This window comes from Sphingobium sp. FW306-1B-F04DB (assembly GCF_058781925.1).
In genome coordinates this window covers 1-17,512 of the sequence record NZ_JBYSXE010000009.1, presented here as the reverse complement: position 1 = coordinate 17,512, position 17,512 = coordinate 1, and the positions used below count along the sequence as shown (strand labels likewise).

Genomic DNA, 17,512 nt, shown 5'->3' with positions numbered 1-17,512 from the left:
GCTCACATCACCTCTCCGCCCGCGACCGCGATCGCCTGGCCCGTGATCGAGCGACTCTCGGCGCGGCACAACCACAGCGCGCTCGCCGCCACCTCTTCGGGCTGGATCAGTCTGTGCTGCGGGTTGAAGCGCGCCAGCTCGGCGCGCGCCTCTTCGGCGCTGCGCCCCGTCTTCCCGGCGATGCGCGACACCGCGTCGGCGACGATGTCGGTGTCGGTAAAGCCGGGGCACAGCGCGTTGACCGTAGCAGGGGTATCGGCGAGCTCGAGCGCGAGCGAGCGCGCAAGCCCCAGCGCACCGTGCTTCGCCGCGGCATAGGCTGCGCTATAGGCATAACCCTTGAGCGCCGCGGTGCTCGCGATGATGACGATGCGCCCCGCCTCGGCAGCGCGGATCTCGGCGAGCACGGCTTGGGTGCAGTGGAACACAGCATCGAGGTTGACCGCCATCATCCGGCGCCAGCCCTCGGCATCGAGCCGCGCGAAAGGCCCCGATTCCGCCGCGCCCGCATTGTTGATGAGGATCGTGACCGGCCCGTGGACCGCGCGTGCGCCCACCAGCGCAGCATCGACCTCGGCGCGTTGCGTCACGTCGGCAGTCGTGAAATGCGCACCCGTTTCCCGGGCAACCTCGCGGAGCGCATCGACGCGCCGCCCGACCAGCGTCAACTTCGCCCCCTCGGCCGCGAAGCACCGCGCGATCGCAGCGCCGATCCCGCTGCCCCCGCCGGTGATCACCGCGTGCTGGCCCGTAAGCGCGCTCATGCGCGGATCTCCGCCTGCTGTTGCTCGGCCTGGCGCTGCAGGTTGCGCGCCAGCTGCTCGATCCCCGCCAGATAGGGCGGCGGCACGACGACGCCGCGATAGCCCTGCTGCGCCGCCGCGCGCAGCGTCCACATCGGGTCGATCAGGTGCGGGCGCGCCAGCGCGACCAGGTCGGCGCGGCCCGCGGCGAGGATCGAATTGACATGGTCGGGCTCGAAGATGTTGCCCACCGCCATCGTCGCGAGCTTGGCCTCGTTGCGCACCTTGTCCGAAAAGGGCGTCTGGAACATCCGGCCATAAACGGGCTTCGCGCGCGTCGAGGTCTGGCCCGCCGACACGTCGATCAGGTCGCACCCCGCCTCGGCAAAGGCGCGCGCGATCGCGACCGCCTCGTCGGGGGTCACCCCCTCGTCGCCCACCCAGTCATTGGCCGAGATGCGCACCGACATCGGCCGCTCCGTGGGCCAGGCCGCGCGCATCGCGGCGAAGACCTCGAGCGGGAAGCGCAGGCGGTTCTCGAGGCTCCCGCCATATTCGTCGTCCCGCCGGTTCTGCAGCGGCGTGATGAACGCCGAGAGCAGGTAACCATGCGCGGCATGCAGCTCGATCATGTCGAAATTGGCGGCGAGCGCGCGCTCGGTCGCGGCGACGAACTGGTCGCGGATGCGGTCCATGTCGCCGCGCGTCATCGTGATCGGCCGCTGGTTGTGTTCCGACCACGCCACCTCCGACGGCGCCAGCAGCGGCCAGTTGCCCGCCGCCAGCGGCACGTCCATCCCTTCCCAGCCGATCCGCGTCGAACCCTTGGCGCCCGAATGGCCCAGCTGCATGCAGATCTTCGCGGCGCTGTTGGCATGGACGAAATCGGTGATCCGTCGCCACGCCGCCTCCTGCGCGTCCGAATACATCCCCGCGCATCCGGGCGTGATCCGCCCCTCGGGCGAGACGCAGGTCATCTCGGTGAAGACCAGCCCCGCACCGCCCTGCGCACGCACGCCGTAATGGACGAGGTGGAAGTCCTGCGGCATGCCGTCAACCGCCGAATAGGTGGCCATGGGCGACACGACGACGCGGTTGGCGAGCGTCATGTCGCGCAGGCGAAAGGGCGCGAACATCGGCGGCGCGGCATCGTTGGCGGGCTTGCCCGTCGCACGCGCGCGGAACCAGCGCTCCACCCCCTCGAGCCAGTCGCGGTCGCGCGCGCGCAGATTCTCGTGGCTGATGCGCTGGCTGCGCGTGAGCAACGAATAGGCGAACTGGATCGGCTCGAAATCGAGATAGCGGTCGAGCGTCTCGAACCATTCGGTCGAGTTGCGCGCCGAATTCTGGAGCTTGAGCACCTCGACGGTGCGCTCGGCCTGGTATTCCTCGAGTGCCGCCGCCCGCGACAGCCCCGGGCGATTGAGCACCTCGGCAAGCTTGATCGCGTCCTCGAGCGCCAGCTTGGTACCCGATCCGATCGAGAAATGCGCGGTATGCGCGGCGTCGCCGAGCAGGATCAGCTTGTCATAGGCCCAGCGCTCGCACAGCACGCGCCGGAAATTGAGCCAGGCCGCCGACCCGCGCAGGTGGCCTGCGTTGCTCATCAGCCTGTGCCCATCGAGATGCCGCGCGAACAGCGCCTCGGCAAAGCGGCAGGTCTCCTCCTGGTCCATCGCGTCGAGCCCGAGCCCGCGCCAGGTTTCCTCGGAGCATTCGACGATGAAGGTCGAGAGCGCGTCGTCGAAGCGATAGGCGTGCGCCCAGACCCAGCCATGGTCGGTCTCTTCGAAGGCGAAGGTGAAGGCCTCGAACGCTTTTGTCGTCCCCAGCCAGACGAACCTGTTGGCGCGCGTCTGGATATCGACCCCGAAATGCTCGGCATAGGCGTCGCGCAGCTTGCTGTTGACGCCATCGGCGCCGATGACGAGGTCGTAATCGGCGTAGTCGGCAAGGTCCGCGCCGAACTCGTGCTCGAAATGCAGCCTGACACCGAGTTCGCGCGCGCGCTCCTGCAGGATCTGGAGCAGCCGTTTGCGCCCGATGCCGATGAATCCGTGCCCCGAGGATCGGATCGTCTCGCCGCGGATGCACACCTCGATATCGTCCCAGTGCGCGAACTCGCCGATGATCGTCTCGGCGCTCACCGGGTCGCTGGCACGCAGATTGCCCAGCGTCTGATCCGAAAACACGACCCCCCAGCCGAAGGTGTCGCCCGCCTTGTTGCGTTCGAACAGGTCGATCTCATGCGCCGGGTCCGCCAGCTTCATCGAGATCGCGAAATAGAGTCCGGCGGGTCCGCCGCCGAGACAGGCGATGCGCATGGCGTCTCTCTCCGATTATGTTTTAAGCTTAAAATTACTTTGCGCACCTGGCAAGCTCCGACGGGGCGCAAGAGGCAATTGCTTTAAGCTTAAATCAAATTAAGCTGGGCAGCCCGTTTTGCGGAGAGGATGCATGGAGAGCGACCCGCCGATTTTCGCCGACGATTTCAACATGGCGGACCATTTCGTCTTCGCCAATGTCGAGGCGGGACGCGGCAACAAACCCGCGATCCTGTTCGAGGACCGCGTCATCACCTATGCCGAGGTCGCCGAGAACGTTCTGCGCGTCGCGCAGCGACTGGTCAGCGAGGGGCTGCTTCCCGAACAGCGCGTGCTGCTGTGCATGCGCGACTGCCCCGAATTCGTCTATGCCTGGTTCGGCGCCCTGAAGGCGGGCGCGGTCGTCACCCAGATCAATCCGCTGCTGCCCGAGGCGGACTACCGCTACTATCTCGGCTATGTGAAGCCGCAATTCGCCTTCATCGACGCCGCGAGCGTCGAAGCCTTCGGCGCGGCGGCGGCGGACACGCGGCACTGCGACGCCGGCCGCAACATCATCACCGTCGGTGCAGGCTTCGACGCCTGGCTCGCGCGCGACGTCGCCGCGGACGTGCAACTCTGGCCGACGCGCAAGGACGATCCCGCGGTCTGGCTCTTCACCAGCGGCACGACCGGCCAGAGCAAGGGCGCGGTCCATTGCCATTTCCATTTCGCCTACAACGCCGAGGTCTATGCGCGCCGCTTCATCGGCATGCGCGAGGACGACGTCACGCTGTCCGGCCCCCGGCTGTTCTTCGGCTATGCGACGGGCACCAACCTCATGTTCCCCTTCGCGATGGGCGCGACCACGATCCTCTCCTCCGAGCCCCCCACCGCCGATGGCCTTTTCGCCTTGATCGAACGCCACCGGCCGAGCGTGCTCACCAATGTGCCGACGCTGATCAACAAGATGCTCGAGGCCGCGGGCGACGCGCCGCCCGACCTGTCGAGCCTGCACTTCATGTGGAGCGCGGGCGAGGCGCTGCCGCTCGAGCTCCACGAGCGCTGGAACCGCGCCTTCAACGTCCCGATCATAGACGGCATCGGCAGCGCCGAAAGCTTCCACATCTATATCAGCAACCGCCCCGGCGACATCCGCCCGGGAAGCCTCGGCAGGCTCGTCCCCGGCTATGAGGCGCGCCTCGTCGACGATGCGGGCGAGCCCGTGCCTGCCGGCGGCGTCGGCACGCTGTGGATCGGCGGCGATTCCGCGGCGCTCTATTATCATGCGGCCTATGCCAAATCGAAGGAGCATCTGCGCGGCGGCTGGATCGTCAGCGGCGACAAGTTCCGCCAGGATGAAGACGGCTACTGGTATTATGAAGGCCGCGGCGACGATCTCATCAAGAGCGGCGGCATCTATGTCAGCCCAATCGAGGTCGAGAACTGCCTTGCGCGGCACGAAGCGGTCCGCGAATGCTGCGTCTTCGGGCGCAGGGACAAGGCCGGCCTCGAAAAACCCGTCGCGATCGTCGTGCTCAAATCGGGGATCGGGCCGTCGGAAGGGCTCGAGGCCGAACTGATCGCCTTTTCGCGGCAGCATCTCGCGCGCTACAAGGTGCCGCATCATGTGCTGTTCGCCGACACGGCTCTGCCGCGCAACGACCGTGACAAGATCGACAGGAAGATATTGAAGGCACGCTATCAATGAAACTCGGCACGCTTGCCTGGACCGCGATCCGCGACGCGCTCGACAGCGGCCGCCCCGTCGTCGCGATCCTGCCCTGCGGCGCGGTCGAGGCGCATGGCCCGCACCTGCCGCTCGAGACCGACGTCATCATCAGCAACGGCATGGCCGATCGTGCCGCCGCAAAGCTGACGGCACGGGGCATTCCCGCCTTCGTGCTGCCGCCCCTCGCCTATGCGCCCGCCGAATATGCCGCCGCATTCGCGGGTACGATCTCGATCGGCAGCGCGACCGCCGCGGCGGTACTCCGCGACATCGCGCAATCGCTCCGGCGACAGCGCTTCGCGTGCCTCGCGATCGCTAACAGCCATTTCGACCCCGCCAATGTCGCGATGCTGCGCACCGTGGCTTCGGAGATCGCCGGCACCGGCCTTGCAGTCGCCTATCCCGATTTCACCCGCCGCAAGCTCGCCCAGCAGCTCACCGACGAATTCCAGTCGGGCGCCTGTCACGCCGGCCAGTTCGAAACGAGCCTCGTAATGCGCGATCAGCCCGGGCTCGTCGATGACGGCAAGCGCCGGGCGCTCGAGGAAAATCCATCGAGCCTTGTCGACGCGTTCGCGCGCGGCGCAAAGACCTTCGCCGAGGCCGGCGGCCCCGATGCCTATTTCGGAACCCCGCAATCCGCGACCCCTGCCGAGGGCGAGCAAAGTTACGAGATCATGGCCGACCTGCTCGTCGAGGCGGTCGCCGAGGCGCTCTCCGCACGAGACACGTCTCCCCGCTAGTGCACCGGGTTCAGTGCTCCTGCGAAAGCAGGAGCCCATCTGTCCGGACGACGTGTTGTTTACAGCATGGGCTCCGGGTCAAGCCCGGAGCACGGATATGGATCAGATTTAGCGCACGCCGCTCTAGATCGGTGGCGCGATACCGCCGCTCAATGTCCCGCCGATTGCGAGAACAGGTTGATCACCACGACCCCCGCGATGATCAGCGCGACGCCGGCAAGCCCCGCATGGTCGATCTTCTGTCCGTAGAGCGCCCAGGCGACGCCCGTCACGAGGATGATCCGCCCCCCGACCAGATCGCATAGGATATCCCGACCGGGATCGTCTTCAAGGTCAGCGACAGCGCGTAGAAGGCGATGGCATAGCCGATCGCGACCACCACGCTCGGCCCGATCCGCGTGAACCCCTCCGACGCCCTGAGCGCCGAGGTCGCTACCACTTCGGCGACGATCGCGATGGCCAGACAGACATAAGCGTTCATGCCCACCCTTGAAGCAGCCGCACACGCCCCCGGCAAGCCGCTGCGTCTTTATGGGGGCTGTGCCGGGTTTCACGCCGACCGCCCGGAAAAAAGGGCCGGCTGGTTGGGCCGGCCCTTTACAGTCATGAACGTAAACAGGCTGCGCCGTGCCTTACATCTTGAACGTGGCCTTGGCGTACAGATAGCGGCCATTGAGATCATAGATTGTCGGATCGAAATTGTTGATATCGCAGGTCACGCATCCGGGCGCCGTGGTGTTGAAGATATTGTTCACGCCCAGCGCAAAGCCGAAATCCTTGTCCTCGCCCACCGTCAGGCGGAGCTGCACGTCGGTGTAGAAACGGTCTTTCATGACGGTCCCGCCTCTTTCTTCGAGCTCGGAAACGTAACGACCGGTCAAGGTCACGCCAAAGTTGTCCTTGTCCCAATCGATAATCCCGATGGACTTCCACTCGGGGAAGCCTTGGGACGGACTGCCCCGTTCGGTCCCCTCGCGGCTGATGACCTGGGTACCGCCGGCAATAGGCAGGACCTCGTCAAAGTTGAACAGGAAGGTATTGTTCCAGGTGAAACCGAACCGGCCAGCGCCTGTCTCCCCGGAGCGATAGGTCAGGTTGACATCGAGGCCGTCGGTGTTGATTCCCGCGATGTTCTGGAGCACGCCCACGACCTGCGTGAGTTGTCCGCCGCCGGCACGCGTCACCAGCGCGCAAGCCGCCGGGTCATTGCTCACCATGCAGTTGGTGACCGTGACATTCGCATTGACCGCCTGGATCGCGCCCCTGACCTTGATGTCGTAATAATTGGCCTCGAGCGATAGGCCGGGGAGGAAGGAGGGACTGTAAACCCCGCCAAAGATCCAGCTCTCCGATGTTTCGGGCTCAAGCTCCTCGTTGCCGCCGACCAGGACAGAGATTTGCGGGTTGGCCTGTTGATAGCTGCCGTTTGCCGGGACGCCGGCGGCAATGCAGTTCGCACGCACCGTAGCGTCATTCTGGAAGTTGAGGGGCGCGGTGGTATCGGCATGCGACGAGCAGGGGTCGTCAAGCTGCTGGTCGAAGCGCGATTGCGTTCCGAACAACTCGCCGATCGAGGGCGCGCGGAAACCCTCGGCATAGGAAGCGCGCAGGCGCAGGTCCTTGATCGGTTTCCAGTTGACCCCGCCCTTGAACGTCCATGTCGAACCCGAGGTCGAATAGTCGGAGAAACGCACCGCTCCGGTCAGTTCGAGCAACTGGAAGAATGACGTGTCGGCCAGCACAGGCGCATTGAGTTCGGTATAGGCTTCCCAGACCGAATAACTGCCCCGCGTCGGCTGCGCTGGGATATCGGAGCTGAATCCGGCGGCGACGATCGGGTCGGGATCGAAACGGCCCTTGAGGTCGCGATATTCCATGCCGGCTGCGATGCCGAGATTTCCGCCCGGCAGCGCGAACAGGCTGCCCGTCACGTTGCCGGTAAAATCCCACAGCTCGTTGTCGCTGCTGTCATGCTGTTCGTAGGTGACGAAATTGATCATCTCAGGAGTGATCGATCCGGCCCCGCCGAACAGGTTGAAGGGCACGCAGGGATTGGTGCAGTTCGCGATCGGGCCCAGGGCCTGGCGCAGAAGGCCCGAGTTTATGTTCCCGAACATCGTCTGATCGGCCTTGTTCTTGCCGTAGGCGGCATTGACGTCCCAGTACCAGTTGCCCCCGCCGATATCGAATTCGCCATCGAGTGTCGCGACGCCGTAGAAGGTCTCCACGCTCTGGTGGAACCGGCGCGGACCGCCTTCGACAAAACGGCGGAGGATGAAATCCATGTTGGAAGCATCGAGCGTGACGCCGAAGGGATTGAACGGGTTGGTTGCATCGACCGTGATCGCATCGAGCACAGGCGTAATGCCCGCCGCAGGGCCAATGCCAAAGGGCAGCGGTGCCGCCTGGTTCTTGGATTTGCGCTTGTTCCAGATCCCCTTGACCGAAAAATTGATGGCGTCCGAGATCTCGTAGCGCAGATTGCCAAAGACCCCGTATCGCTCGACCGGGATCTGGAGAAAGTTGAACGGTCCAAAATTGAATCGGTCGTCAGGGCTGACGAACGGGCGGAAATCGGCGGGTGTAGTGGCGCGGCCGATTACCGGAGCATTGAGCGTCAAGTCGGAACGGTCGCCGGGGCCGTTGCCGAAGATGGAATAAAAGCCGTTGGGCAGGAAACCCGAACAGCCGCCATCGGCGCAGGTGTTCGAATAGGGCGCGGGGAAACGAGAGATATCCCTTGCGCCAGCCGAAACACCATCCTGCTTCACATAATTGCCGCCAACGACGATTTGCAGCGGACTGTCGCTGCCGTTGCCCCAACTGAGCTGGACATTCTGGGTAGCTCCGTCGCCCCGGTCGTACAGACCGGCCTGGGCCGTGGCCATCAGGCCGGCCTGCTGCTTCTTGGTGATGATGTTGACCACGCCCGCGATCGCATCGGAGCCATAAATCGACGACGCGCCGTCCTGCAGCACCTCGATGCGTTCGATGGCGCTTTCGGGAATGGAATTGAGGTCGGTTGAGCCCGGCACGCCGCTCGCCGATGCGCCGTTGACGTAGCGAATGCTGTCCACGAGCACGAGCACACGCCGCGAGCTGAGATAGCGCAGGTCGATCTCGGCGGCGCCGGCACCCACGCCGCCGCCGTCGGGCGGATTGCCGAGATTGCCGCTGTTGTTGAACTTGCCGTTGAGGCCACCGCCCGAGCTTGGCAAGCGTTGAAGCACATCGTTGACCGAGTTGAGGCCCGTCTTTGCGATGTCTTCCTGATCGACGAAAACGATCGGCGCATCCTGCTCGAGCGGGCTGCGCCGGATGCGCGACCCCGTGACGACGATATCCCTCTCGTCCGACGGCGCGGCGGCCTGGCTGTCAGAGGGGACGTTGGACTGTGCCCGGGCGGGCGCCCCTGTGGTGAAACCGGCGACAAGTGCCAGCGAGGCGCAGGATACCCAGAGATGATCTGATAGTTTCGACATGGCTTTCCCCTGACAAAGCATGCAGCGCGGGATCGCAATGTCGCGTCTCTGCGCCATCGACGCCAGATAAAGCACACGCCAACTGGCGGAGCCAATTGGAAACCCGACACGAGATCATTTTGTCGGAACTTGTTGCATCCGAGATACACGTCAATTTATCTGTGCCGGATCATGGGCGGAACGCCAGTTGAACAGGAAGCAGCGCGCGATTCCGCCCCTCGCCTGCCCCGGACCTGTCCTACATGCACCCTTGCTGTCATGCTCGCCGCGAACGCGATTCGCCTCGCGCAGCGAACGCCGGAAATACATGCGCATATGCGCGAGCTTCGCGAAGTTGTGTGAAGTTTGGCCGCCGTTGGGCGTGGACAGGCGCGGGCGCCTCGCCCATAGCCGGCGGCGAAAGGACGGGTGCAAGGGCATGACGAGGATCGGGATCTACGGCAGCGAAGGGCGGATGGGTCAGGCCATTCGCGAGGCGATCGAAGCGGCCGGCGCGGGCTATGCGGGCGGGGTCGATGCCGGGGGCGATCCGATGACGCTCGCGCGCGATGCCGATGTGCTCGTCGATTTCTCGGTGCCTTCGGCGCTGGTCGGCAATCTCGGCGCCGCGGTCGCGGCAGGCAAGGCGATCGTCGTCGGCACCACCGGGCTCAGCCCCGACGATCTCCAGAATATCGACGATGCGGCTCAGCATGTGGCGGTGCTCCAGACGGGCAATACCTCGCTTGGCGTCACCCTGCTCTCCGCGCTGGTGAAGCAGGCAGCCGCCCGGCTTGGGCCCGACTGGGATATCGAGATCGTCGAGATGCACCATCGCCACAAGATCGACGCCCCCTCGGGCACCGCGCTGCTGCTCGGCGAGGCCGCAGCCCAAGGTCGCGGCGTCGACCTCGCCAGCCACAGCGACCGCGGCCGTGACGGACAGACGGGCGCGCGCAAGGAGGGGCAGATCGGCTTCGCCGCACTCCGCGGCGGTTCGGTCGCGGGCGATCACATGGTGATCCTCGCGGGCAATGGCGAGCGGATCGAGCTTGGCCACCGCGCCGAAAGCCGCGCGATCTTCGCGCAGGGCGCGGTCAAGGCGGCGCTGTGGCTCGCGGGCAAACCCGCCGGGCGCTACCGGATGGCGGACGTGCTCGGGCTGTGAAGAAGGCTGACGTCATCGAGTTCTTCGCGCGGCTGGCCGAGGACAACCCCGCGCCTGAGACCGAGCTCGAATTTGTCAACGACTATACGCTGCTCGTCGCGGTCGTGCTCTCGGCGCAAGCGACCGATGTCGGCGTCAACAAGGCGACCAGGCGCCTGTTCCAGGAGGTGCAGACCCCCGAGGCGATGGTCGCTCTCGGCGATGAGGGGCTGAAGGAGCACATCAAGACGATCGGCCTGTTCAACGCCAAGGCCAAGAACGTCATCGCGCTCTCGGAGCAGTTGATCGCCGAGCATGGCGGCCAGGTGCCCGCGGATCGCGACGCACTCGAAAGGCTGCCCGGCGTCGGGCGCAAGACCGCCAACGTCGTGATGAACTCGGCCTTCGGTGCGGAGACCTTCGCGGTCGACACGCACATCTTCCGCGTCGGCAACCGCACCGGCCTTGCCCGCGGCAAGACCCCGCTCGCGGTCGAGATGACGCTGGAGAAGGTCGTCCCCCAGCCCTTTCGCCTCCACGCGCATCACTGGCTGATCCTCCACGGCCGCTATGTCTGCAAGGCGCGGACGCCCGAATGCTGGCGCTGCAAGGTCGCCGATCTCTGCGCGTTCAGGCCCAAGTCATCTGCGCCGAAGCAGAATCGCGCAAAAGCCAAAGGAGAACTGTGATGCGCGCGCCCATCGTCGTTGCCGCCCTCGTCCTTCTCGCGGCGAGCGGATCGGTCGCTGCCAAGAAGGATCGCAACGCCGTGCCCGAGGCGAAGCCGACGGGCGAAGCGGTAAGCTGCATCCCGATCATCCAGATCCAGAACACGCGCGTCCATGGCGACAAGGTCATCGATTTCCACATGCGCGGCGGCAAGGTCTATCGCAACGAGCTCCCCCATGAATGCGGCTCGCTGGGTTTCGAGGAGCGCTTTTCCTACAAGACCTCGCTCAGCCAGCTCTGCTCGACCGACATCATCACCGTGCTCCGCAGCCCATCCACCATCCAGGGGCCAAGCTGCGGCCTCGGCAAGTTCCAGCCCGTCGACATCGCCAGGAAGTGATCGGCCGCGGCACCACGAAACCCCTCGCCAAGCGCAACCGGCTTTGCTAAGCGCGCTTCACACGCTGCGAAGCGCCACGCACCCATAGCTCAGCTGGATAGAGCGCTGCCCTCCGAAGGCAGAGGCCAGAGGTTCGAATCCTCTTGGGTGCGCCATTCTCGTGCAAAACTGGGCACCCCTTTGCGGGTGCCCGCCGCAGTTGCGACGACGGCGCGCTCCAGCGCCTTGCGAGACCCACGGATGTGGATCTGTTCATCCTCAACGACGACCTGGTCGATCAGAAGCCGGGCGTACCTGTCGGGATTTGCGCTCCCCAATTTCTTCTTTCACGTCACGACTGCCTACGCGATCCTCCGCAATGCTGGTGTGTCCCTGGGAAAGCCGGACTTCCTTCAGCACCTCGGACCACCAACGCAGGAAGGCTAATCCAGACACGTCTAGGTGAGCCAAAGTGAGTGAATCGCCGTTCTCTCTTACGGCAGAGGGGAAAAGTGTGTGTCAAAACCTGCACCAAAAGCACGCGGGCGAGGCGCGGGGACCAGCGCGGAATGCTGGTGAGAGCGAAGTGCCTTCTGGCCGGAAGCAGACGATCTGCTTTTGGGGCTGCCGGACCGACGGCCTGCCGATCACTCGCTAGAAGCGCTCACTACGGCGACAAGAATGTCGAACCGCGCACGATCGTCCTCGCGACGTCGATGGCGCTCTGGACCAGGTCCTCGTCCGCTAGCTCTCCGGCGCTCCAGAAAGACAGGGTTCCACGAAATCCGAAAGCGAGCCGCCGGGCCAGCACCGCCAGATCAGCGTTTGCCTCTTCGGGGAACGCGGCATCCCCGGGGGCCAGCGCCAATAACCACAACGCCGTGGAGCCCGCCAACGCGGCGCCTGGCGCCGGGCCCGCGGTTCCGATCCAGCCCATCACCGCCCGATTGACGACGGCTTCCTCGAGCATTCCCTCCGCGGCGATCCTCACCGCCAGCGCCACCCGGTCTTCAGTCTGCGCTGGGCGAGTCTGCGCTCGATAGCGTGCAGCCATCATCTCGATGCGTCGCGCGGCGAGCGCATGCATGATCGCCGCCTTGCTTCCGAACTGGTTGAACGGCGTCGCGAAACTGACGCCGGCCTCCGCGGCGAGGTCACGCATCGAGAATTCCGCCTTGCCGTCCCTTAGCAGCCGCTCGGCTGCGTCGATTACGCGCTGGCGTACGGGCTCACCGCGAGGTGCTGGCTTGGGCGATGGGGTCTTGCGCGGGGGCATATGGTTATCTATATCATGATATAGTTATTTATCCTTCTCTGGAGTTAGACCATGTCAACGACCAGCCCCAAGCACTTCCTCATCACTGGTGTAAGTTCCGGCTTGGGACGAGCGTTCGCCCAAGCTGCGCTGGACGCCGGACACACGGTGACCGGCACGGTCCGGAAGGAGGAGGATGGGCGCCACTTCGGGGCGCTGTCTCCCGCTCGCGCATTTCCGCTCCTCCTCGATCTCACGCGTATCGACGCCATCCCGAACGCTGTTGCGAAGGCCGAGCAGGATGCAGGACCGATCGATGTCCTGGTGAACAACGCGGGCTACGGTCATGAGGGTATGCTTGAAGAGTCTTCGATCGAGGAGCTGGAGCGGCAGTTCGCCACCAACGTCTACGGTCCCGTCGCGATGATGAAGGCGGTCCTGCCGTCAATGCGCGAGCGCCGCTACGGTCGCATCGTCAACGTCACATCGATGGGCGGATTCATCACCATGCCGGGCATCAGCTACTATTGCGGCAGCAAGTTCGCGCTGGAAGGAATCTCGCAATCGCTGGCGGCCGAAGTCGCGCCATTTGGAGTGCGCGTCACCACCCTGGCCCCGGGTCAGTTCCGGACGGATTGGGCGGGGCGATCGATGGACCGGGCTCCTCGAAGCATCCCCGATTACGACCTTTTGATGGATCCACTGCGGAAAGCCAGGAAGGCCAAGAGCGGCAATCAGCCGGGCGATCCGCGGAAGGCCGCCGACGCCCTGCTGGCCATTGTCGAAGCCGCCGACCCTCCGGGCCGGTTGTTCCTGGGGGAAGATGCGCTGGCACTGGCAAGACAGCGCCTCGCCGATATCGCTACCGAAATGACGCAGTGGGAAGAAGTCTCCCGTTCGACGAGCTTCCAGCCCGCCTGACCCATCGCGTCGTCCCTTTTCAGCGATCGCCGCTGCCGGCGGCGTATCGCCTTGCTTGAACGGAAGGATTCCCATGACCTCTTCAAATGCTGCGTCGGCGGACAAGCTCTGGCTCCTGCGCTATTATTTGATCCGCACGATCTTCTCGATCGGCTGGATCGCATTCGCGGTCGCGCTCGGCCGGGAAAGTCCGTCTGCAAGCCTGGTCCTCCTCATCCTGTATCCCGTCTGGGACAGCGCCGCCAATTTCGTCGACGCAAGACGCAGCGGCGGTTTGAGATCGAACCCTACGCAGGCTTTCAACATCGTCGTAAGCGCCGGCGCGGCGCTAGCGGTCGCGATCGCCGCCCGCCTCGATTCGAATGCCACAATCGGTGTGATCGGGGTCTGGGCGGGACTGTCGGGTATCTTCCAATTGGCTACCGGCATACGACGTCGCCGCCTGGCGCCCGGTCAATGGCCAATGATCATCAGCGGCGCGCAGTCCGTGCTGGCGGGCGCATTCTTCGTGTTCCAGGCGACCGGCGCCCTCCATCGCCTTTCGGCGGTCGATGTCGCGCCATATGCGGGGTTCGGCGCGCTCTATTTTGGCCTTGCTAGTGCCATGCTGTGGCTCCGTGGCCGCCGCAGCGCCGAGCTGGCGATCTGATAGGCCAGGCATCTCCTTTCACGCGGCTCGGTTAATCAAATGGTCCGATACCGTTGCGATGAACATGCGGAGACGCTGAAGACGCCGGAGGTCCCGGTGATATCCCATCCATATGTCTCGGGCCGGCGGCGCCGCCGGCAGGTCCAGCCTGCGGATACCCGGGATCTGATTGCCGACCACGCGAGGCAGGACGGCGATGCCGACCCCTTGTCTGCACATGCGCGCCTGGACGTTGCGGTTGTTCGATCGCAGGACCGGTTTCGAGTTGGGGAAATTCTCGATCAGCCAGGCGATATCGGGGAACTGCCCGGTCGACGTATCGTGGGTGATCAGCCGGAAACCGGTCCCGTCGCCAAATTCGGGATCAGGCGACTCCTCGGCGATGTAGACGCCATATTCGAGTCTGAAGAGCCGCCGCTGCACGACATCGGCCGTGTCGAACGGAACGATCCGAAAGGCGACGTCGGCCTCCCGCTGGGCGAGGTTGAAGAGGCGCGTGCCGGTCAGGATTTCGACATCGACATTGGGGTAGGCGGCTGAAAAATCCGCAAGGATCGGAGGCAGGACATAGGCCCCGAACCAGTCCGCTGACGAGATTCGCAGGCTGCCCTGGAGGTTTTGCTGCTGGCCCGCAAGCCGGCGCTCCATGGCCAGCGCACCTTCTTCCATCTGCTCGGCCAAGGGGATGATCCCTTGGCCCTCTTCGGTCAGCACCAGGCCGTCAGCAGTGCGCTGGAAGAGCGCATAGCCGATTGCCTGCTCAAGGGCGCGCAGACGCCTGCCGACAGTCGGATGGCTTGTCTGGAGAGCGCGGGCCGCGGCTCCGAGCGTGCCCGATCGCGCAATGGCCAGAAAGACCCTGACGTCACTCCATTCCATCGAGACCCCGAACAAAAATGAACAGCGAAAGTACAATCTCGTCACTTAAAGAACAAATCTAAATGCCCTAAATCCCAGCGACCGTCTGACGGTTCGTGGCCGCAACGGCCCGGCGTCAGCGACAAAAGCTCGGAGATGAAGAATGAAAACCTGGCTCATCACAGGCTGCTCGAGCGGCTTCGGCCAACGGCTCGCGCTCGCCGCGGCACGGCGCGGCGATCGGGTCGTCGCGACGGCCCGTCACGTGAAAGCGATCGAGGAAATGGCTGAACCTTTCGGCGATCGCATGATCACCTTGCCTCTCGATGTGACGGAGGCAGGAGCAGCCAAGGCCGCGGTCGATAAGGCGGTCGAGACGTTCGGCGGGTTTGACGTGCTCGTGAACAATGCCGGCTACGGACTGTTCGGCGCGATCGAGGAAGGCACGCCCGAAGAATATCGGCCGATGTTCGAGGTGAATGTCTTCGGCCTGATCGAAACCACCAGGGCCGCACTGCCCATCCTGCGACGGTCGGGCGGAACGATCGTCAACATGTCGTCCGGCGCGGGCATCGCCGGCAGCGGCGGCGCGGGCTATTACAACGCCGCCAAGTTCGCCGTGGAAGGGATTTCCGAAGCGCTCGCCGGCGAGCTGAAACCGTTCGGCATCCGCGTGCTGATCGTCGAACCCGGGCCGTTTCGTACGGATTTCCTTGGCCGTTCGATCACGCTGGCGGCCAAGGAGATGGCGGAATATACCGCGACCTCGCGCAGGCACTATCGCGAGACCAACGACGGCAAGCAGGCGGGCGACCCGGACAAGGCGGTCGCGGTGATCCTGCGGGCTGTCGACGCCGATGATGCCCCGCTCCACCTGCCGCTCGGCCTGGTCGCGCATGAGATCGCCGAGCGGAAACTGGCGGCCTTTCGCAGCGATATCGACGCCTGGCGCGATCTCACCATCGCCACCGATTTCGACCGACCCTGAGCGCTGGCCGCGAGCTGCGTCTCAACCTCGGCACCTGACTGGAGGGCAATCATGATCGCCATGTTGACCGGATTTACCCAGCAGATGGTGCCGGCGAATGGCATCAGGATCAATGCCGTCACCGGCGGTTCTGGCCCGCCGATCCTTCTGCTTCACGGCTGGCCGGAGACATGGTGGGAATGGCACGTTGTGATGCCGCTGCTGGCCGAGCAATTCAGCGTGGTGGCTATCGACCTGCGCGGCGCCGGCTTTTCCGACTGTCCGCAGGGCGGCTACGACAAGGCGACAATGGCGCGCGACGCGCATGAAGTGATGGTTGCCCTTGGGCATGAACGCTACGCGGTATGCGGACATGACATCGGCGGAATGGTCGCCTTGCCGCAGGCCGCCATTCATCGAACTGCAGTTACCCACCTGGCTGTCCTCGACGTTCCGCTTCCCGGCTGGAGCGGATGGGAGGCGACGACCGCTAGGCTCTGGCACTTCGGCTTCCACATGAACCGGGACCTGCCCGAGCGGCTCATCCACGGCCGTGAATATGATTATGTTTCGACCTTCATGGCTGAGCGGTTTTACGACCATAGCGCCTTCAACCCCGCGGATGTCGAGATATACGCCAAGGCCATAGCGCTTCCCGGCCGCACGCGCGGCGGCATGGAATGGTACCGCACGCTCGACGCCGATCATGCGGCCGCGCTCCGGTACAAGGAGCAACCGCTCGAGATACCGGTGCTGGCTCTCGGCGGGGATCAGCGTTTCGGGGCACAGATGGTGCCGATGCTCAAGGAATTCGCCACCAACGTGACCGGCGGCCCGATCGCGCGCTGCAGCCACTATGTCGCGGACGAGCGGCCCGATGAAGTCGCAGCCGCCCTGATCAAGTTCCTCGGGGCCAACTGAAACTCTCCCCGCTCGTGAGCGGGCGGATAGAATGAATTGCAAGGAGACTGTCATGACTGCACCCGTCATTCGCGGCGTCAATCATATCGGCATCACGGTGCCCGACATCGAAGCAGCAAAATCCTTCCTGGTAGAGGCTTTCGACGCCCAGGTGATTTACCAATCCTTCGGACCGCAGGACCCGCCGCGGCAGGGACCGGAGTTCGAGCGGGCCGTTGGCGCTTTCCCCGGAACGGTCGTGCACGCGCAGGCGATGGTCAAGATCGGGACCGGACCCGATATCGAGCTCTTCGAAATGCACGGTCCCGAGCAAGCTCAGCCGATCCGGGCGAGCGACTTCGGCATCACGCACTTCGCGCTCTACACCGACGACATCGACGCATCGGTCAAGCGCTTCGAGAAAGCGGGAGGTACACCTCTAACCGCGCCGCGAGCGATCCCGTACGACACCGAAAAGGGTCCTGGAAACAAAGTCTGCTACTGTCGCATGCCTTGGGGCACGACGATGGAACTCATCACCACGCCGGACCGCATGGCCTATCATGACCAGACGGCCCTGCGCAGGTGGCAAGACGAAGTTTGAGCAGGACGCAAAAAAGAGGACCTACCTGAGCGACGGAAATGGCGCTTTGCGGCTACTTCCGAACCTCGCCATTAGCGAGCCGTCTGCTTATGGCAATTTTCGACCGAGGACGTGTAAAAACGCGGATTTCGAGGTGCGACGATTGTCATACGAGGCAATCGCACTGCGGAGAGATAAATCG

The 17,512-nt window shown here is 64.5% G+C and carries 16 protein-coding genes, 1 tRNA gene and 1 pseudogene; 12 read left to right on the top strand and 6 right to left on the bottom strand.

The annotated features are described in order from the left end of the window. Positions 1–2: 2 nt before the first annotated feature. Together AC3WJD_RS06650 and AC3WJD_RS06645 are read right to left on the bottom strand one after the other, a co-directional pair. A complete protein-coding gene (locus AC3WJD_RS06650) occupies positions 3–764 on the bottom strand; it encodes an SDR family NAD(P)-dependent oxidoreductase (protein WP_492745651.1) in 762 nt (253 codons plus the stop codon). Next, positions 761–3,067: a bifunctional salicylyl-CoA 5-hydroxylase/oxidoreductase gene (locus AC3WJD_RS06645; protein ID WP_492745650.1), complete on the bottom strand. Its 2,307-nt coding sequence runs from the start codon at positions 3,065–3,067 to the stop codon at positions 761–763. Before AC3WJD_RS06645 ends, AC3WJD_RS06650 begins: the two co-directional genes overlap by 4 nt. A 133-nt stretch (positions 3,068–3,200) precedes the next feature. On the opposite strand from AC3WJD_RS06645, the gene AC3WJD_RS06640 reads away from it, so the two are divergent. Together AC3WJD_RS06640 and AC3WJD_RS06635 are read left to right on the top strand one after the other, a co-directional pair. Further along, positions 3,201–4,757, top strand: a complete 1,557-nt coding sequence (locus AC3WJD_RS06640) for a benzoate-CoA ligase family protein (protein WP_492745648.1) — start codon at positions 3,201–3,203, stop codon at positions 4,755–4,757. Continuing rightward, complete coding sequence (locus AC3WJD_RS06635; protein WP_492745647.1) at positions 4,754–5,521, top strand: creatininase family protein; 768 nt, start codon at positions 4,754–4,756, stop codon at positions 5,519–5,521. The genes AC3WJD_RS06640 and AC3WJD_RS06635 overlap by 4 nt, the downstream gene beginning before the upstream one ends. A 149-nt stretch (positions 5,522–5,670) precedes the next feature. On the opposite strand, the pseudogene AC3WJD_RS06630 reads toward AC3WJD_RS06635, so the two are convergent. Next, positions 5,671–6,002: pseudogene (locus AC3WJD_RS06630) on the bottom strand (DMT family transporter). Between the two features lie 151 nt (positions 6,003–6,153). After that, positions 6,154–9,003: a TonB-dependent receptor domain-containing protein gene (locus AC3WJD_RS06625; RefSeq protein WP_492745645.1), complete on the bottom strand. Its 2,850-nt coding sequence runs from the start codon at positions 9,001–9,003 to the stop codon at positions 6,154–6,156. A gap of 418 nt (positions 9,004–9,421) precedes the next feature. On the opposite strand from AC3WJD_RS06625, the gene dapB reads away from it, so the two are divergent. From dapB to AC3WJD_RS06600, 5 genes are all read left to right on the top strand, one after another. Continuing rightward, on the top strand, positions 9,422–10,150 hold the full coding sequence (gene dapB / locus AC3WJD_RS06620; RefSeq protein ID WP_492745643.1) for a 4-hydroxy-tetrahydrodipicolinate reductase: 729 nt from the start codon (positions 9,422–9,424) through the stop codon (positions 10,148–10,150). After that, positions 10,147–10,818, top strand: a complete 672-nt coding sequence (gene nth, locus AC3WJD_RS06615; RefSeq protein ID WP_492745641.1) for an endonuclease III — start codon at positions 10,147–10,149, stop codon at positions 10,816–10,818. Before dapB ends, nth begins: the two co-directional genes overlap by 4 nt. After that, positions 10,818–11,198, top strand: coding sequence for a hypothetical protein (locus tag AC3WJD_RS06610; RefSeq protein WP_492745639.1), 381 nt, complete (start codon positions 10,818–10,820; stop codon positions 11,196–11,198). The genes nth and AC3WJD_RS06610 overlap by 1 nt, the downstream gene beginning before the upstream one ends. A 78-nt stretch (positions 11,199–11,276) precedes the next feature. Continuing rightward, positions 11,277–11,353, top strand: a tRNA-Arg gene (locus tag AC3WJD_RS06605). An 85-nt stretch (positions 11,354–11,438) separates the two neighbouring features. Continuing rightward, positions 11,439–11,624 carry a DUF1993 family protein gene (locus AC3WJD_RS06600; RefSeq protein WP_492745638.1) on the top strand — a complete coding sequence of 62 codons (186 nt, stop codon included), beginning with the start codon at positions 11,439–11,441 and terminating at the stop codon, positions 11,622–11,624. 220 nt (positions 11,625–11,844) lie between these two features. Here the strand turns inward: AC3WJD_RS06600 and AC3WJD_RS06595 are convergent, their stop codons facing one another. Further along, the gene (locus tag AC3WJD_RS06595; RefSeq protein WP_492745636.1) at positions 11,845–12,453 is read right to left on the bottom strand and encodes a TetR/AcrR family transcriptional regulator; all 609 of its coding nucleotides are present in this window, start codon (positions 12,451–12,453) and stop codon (positions 11,845–11,847) included. A 51-nt stretch (positions 12,454–12,504) separates the two neighbouring features. On the opposite strand from AC3WJD_RS06595, the gene AC3WJD_RS06590 reads away from it, so the two are divergent. Both AC3WJD_RS06590 and AC3WJD_RS06585 read left to right on the top strand, forming a co-directional pair. Beyond that, entirely contained in the window at positions 12,505–13,353 is an 849-nt protein-coding gene (locus AC3WJD_RS06590; protein ID WP_492745635.1) for an oxidoreductase, read from the top strand. A gap of 55 nt (positions 13,354–13,408) precedes the next feature. Then, positions 13,409–14,002, top strand: a complete 594-nt coding sequence (locus AC3WJD_RS06585; RefSeq protein ID WP_492745633.1) for a DUF308 domain-containing protein — start codon at positions 13,409–13,411, stop codon at positions 14,000–14,002. Between the two features lie 18 nt (positions 14,003–14,020). Here AC3WJD_RS06585 and AC3WJD_RS06580 read toward each other — a convergent pair whose 3' ends face one another. Beyond that, positions 14,021–14,917 carry a LysR family transcriptional regulator gene (locus tag AC3WJD_RS06580; RefSeq protein ID WP_492745631.1) on the bottom strand — a complete coding sequence of 299 codons (897 nt, stop codon included), beginning with the start codon at positions 14,915–14,917 and terminating at the stop codon, positions 14,021–14,023. 106 nt (positions 14,918–15,023) lie between these two features. Between AC3WJD_RS06580 and AC3WJD_RS06575 the strand changes: the two genes are divergently transcribed. From AC3WJD_RS06575 to AC3WJD_RS06565, 3 genes are read left to right on the top strand one after another with little or no spacing between them, the layout of a single operon-like run. Then, on the top strand, positions 15,024–15,848 hold the full coding sequence (locus AC3WJD_RS06575; RefSeq protein WP_492745630.1) for an oxidoreductase: 825 nt from the start codon (positions 15,024–15,026) through the stop codon (positions 15,846–15,848). A gap of 51 nt (positions 15,849–15,899) precedes the next feature. Beyond that, a complete protein-coding gene (locus tag AC3WJD_RS06570) occupies positions 15,900–16,748 on the top strand; it encodes an alpha/beta fold hydrolase (protein ID WP_492745629.1) in 849 nt (282 codons plus the stop codon). Positions 16,749–16,800: 52 nt separating this feature from the next. Continuing rightward, the gene (locus AC3WJD_RS06565; RefSeq protein ID WP_492745627.1) at positions 16,801–17,331 is read left to right on the top strand and encodes a VOC family protein; all 531 of its coding nucleotides are present in this window, start codon (positions 16,801–16,803) and stop codon (positions 17,329–17,331) included. Positions 17,332–17,512 lie beyond the last annotated feature (181 nt).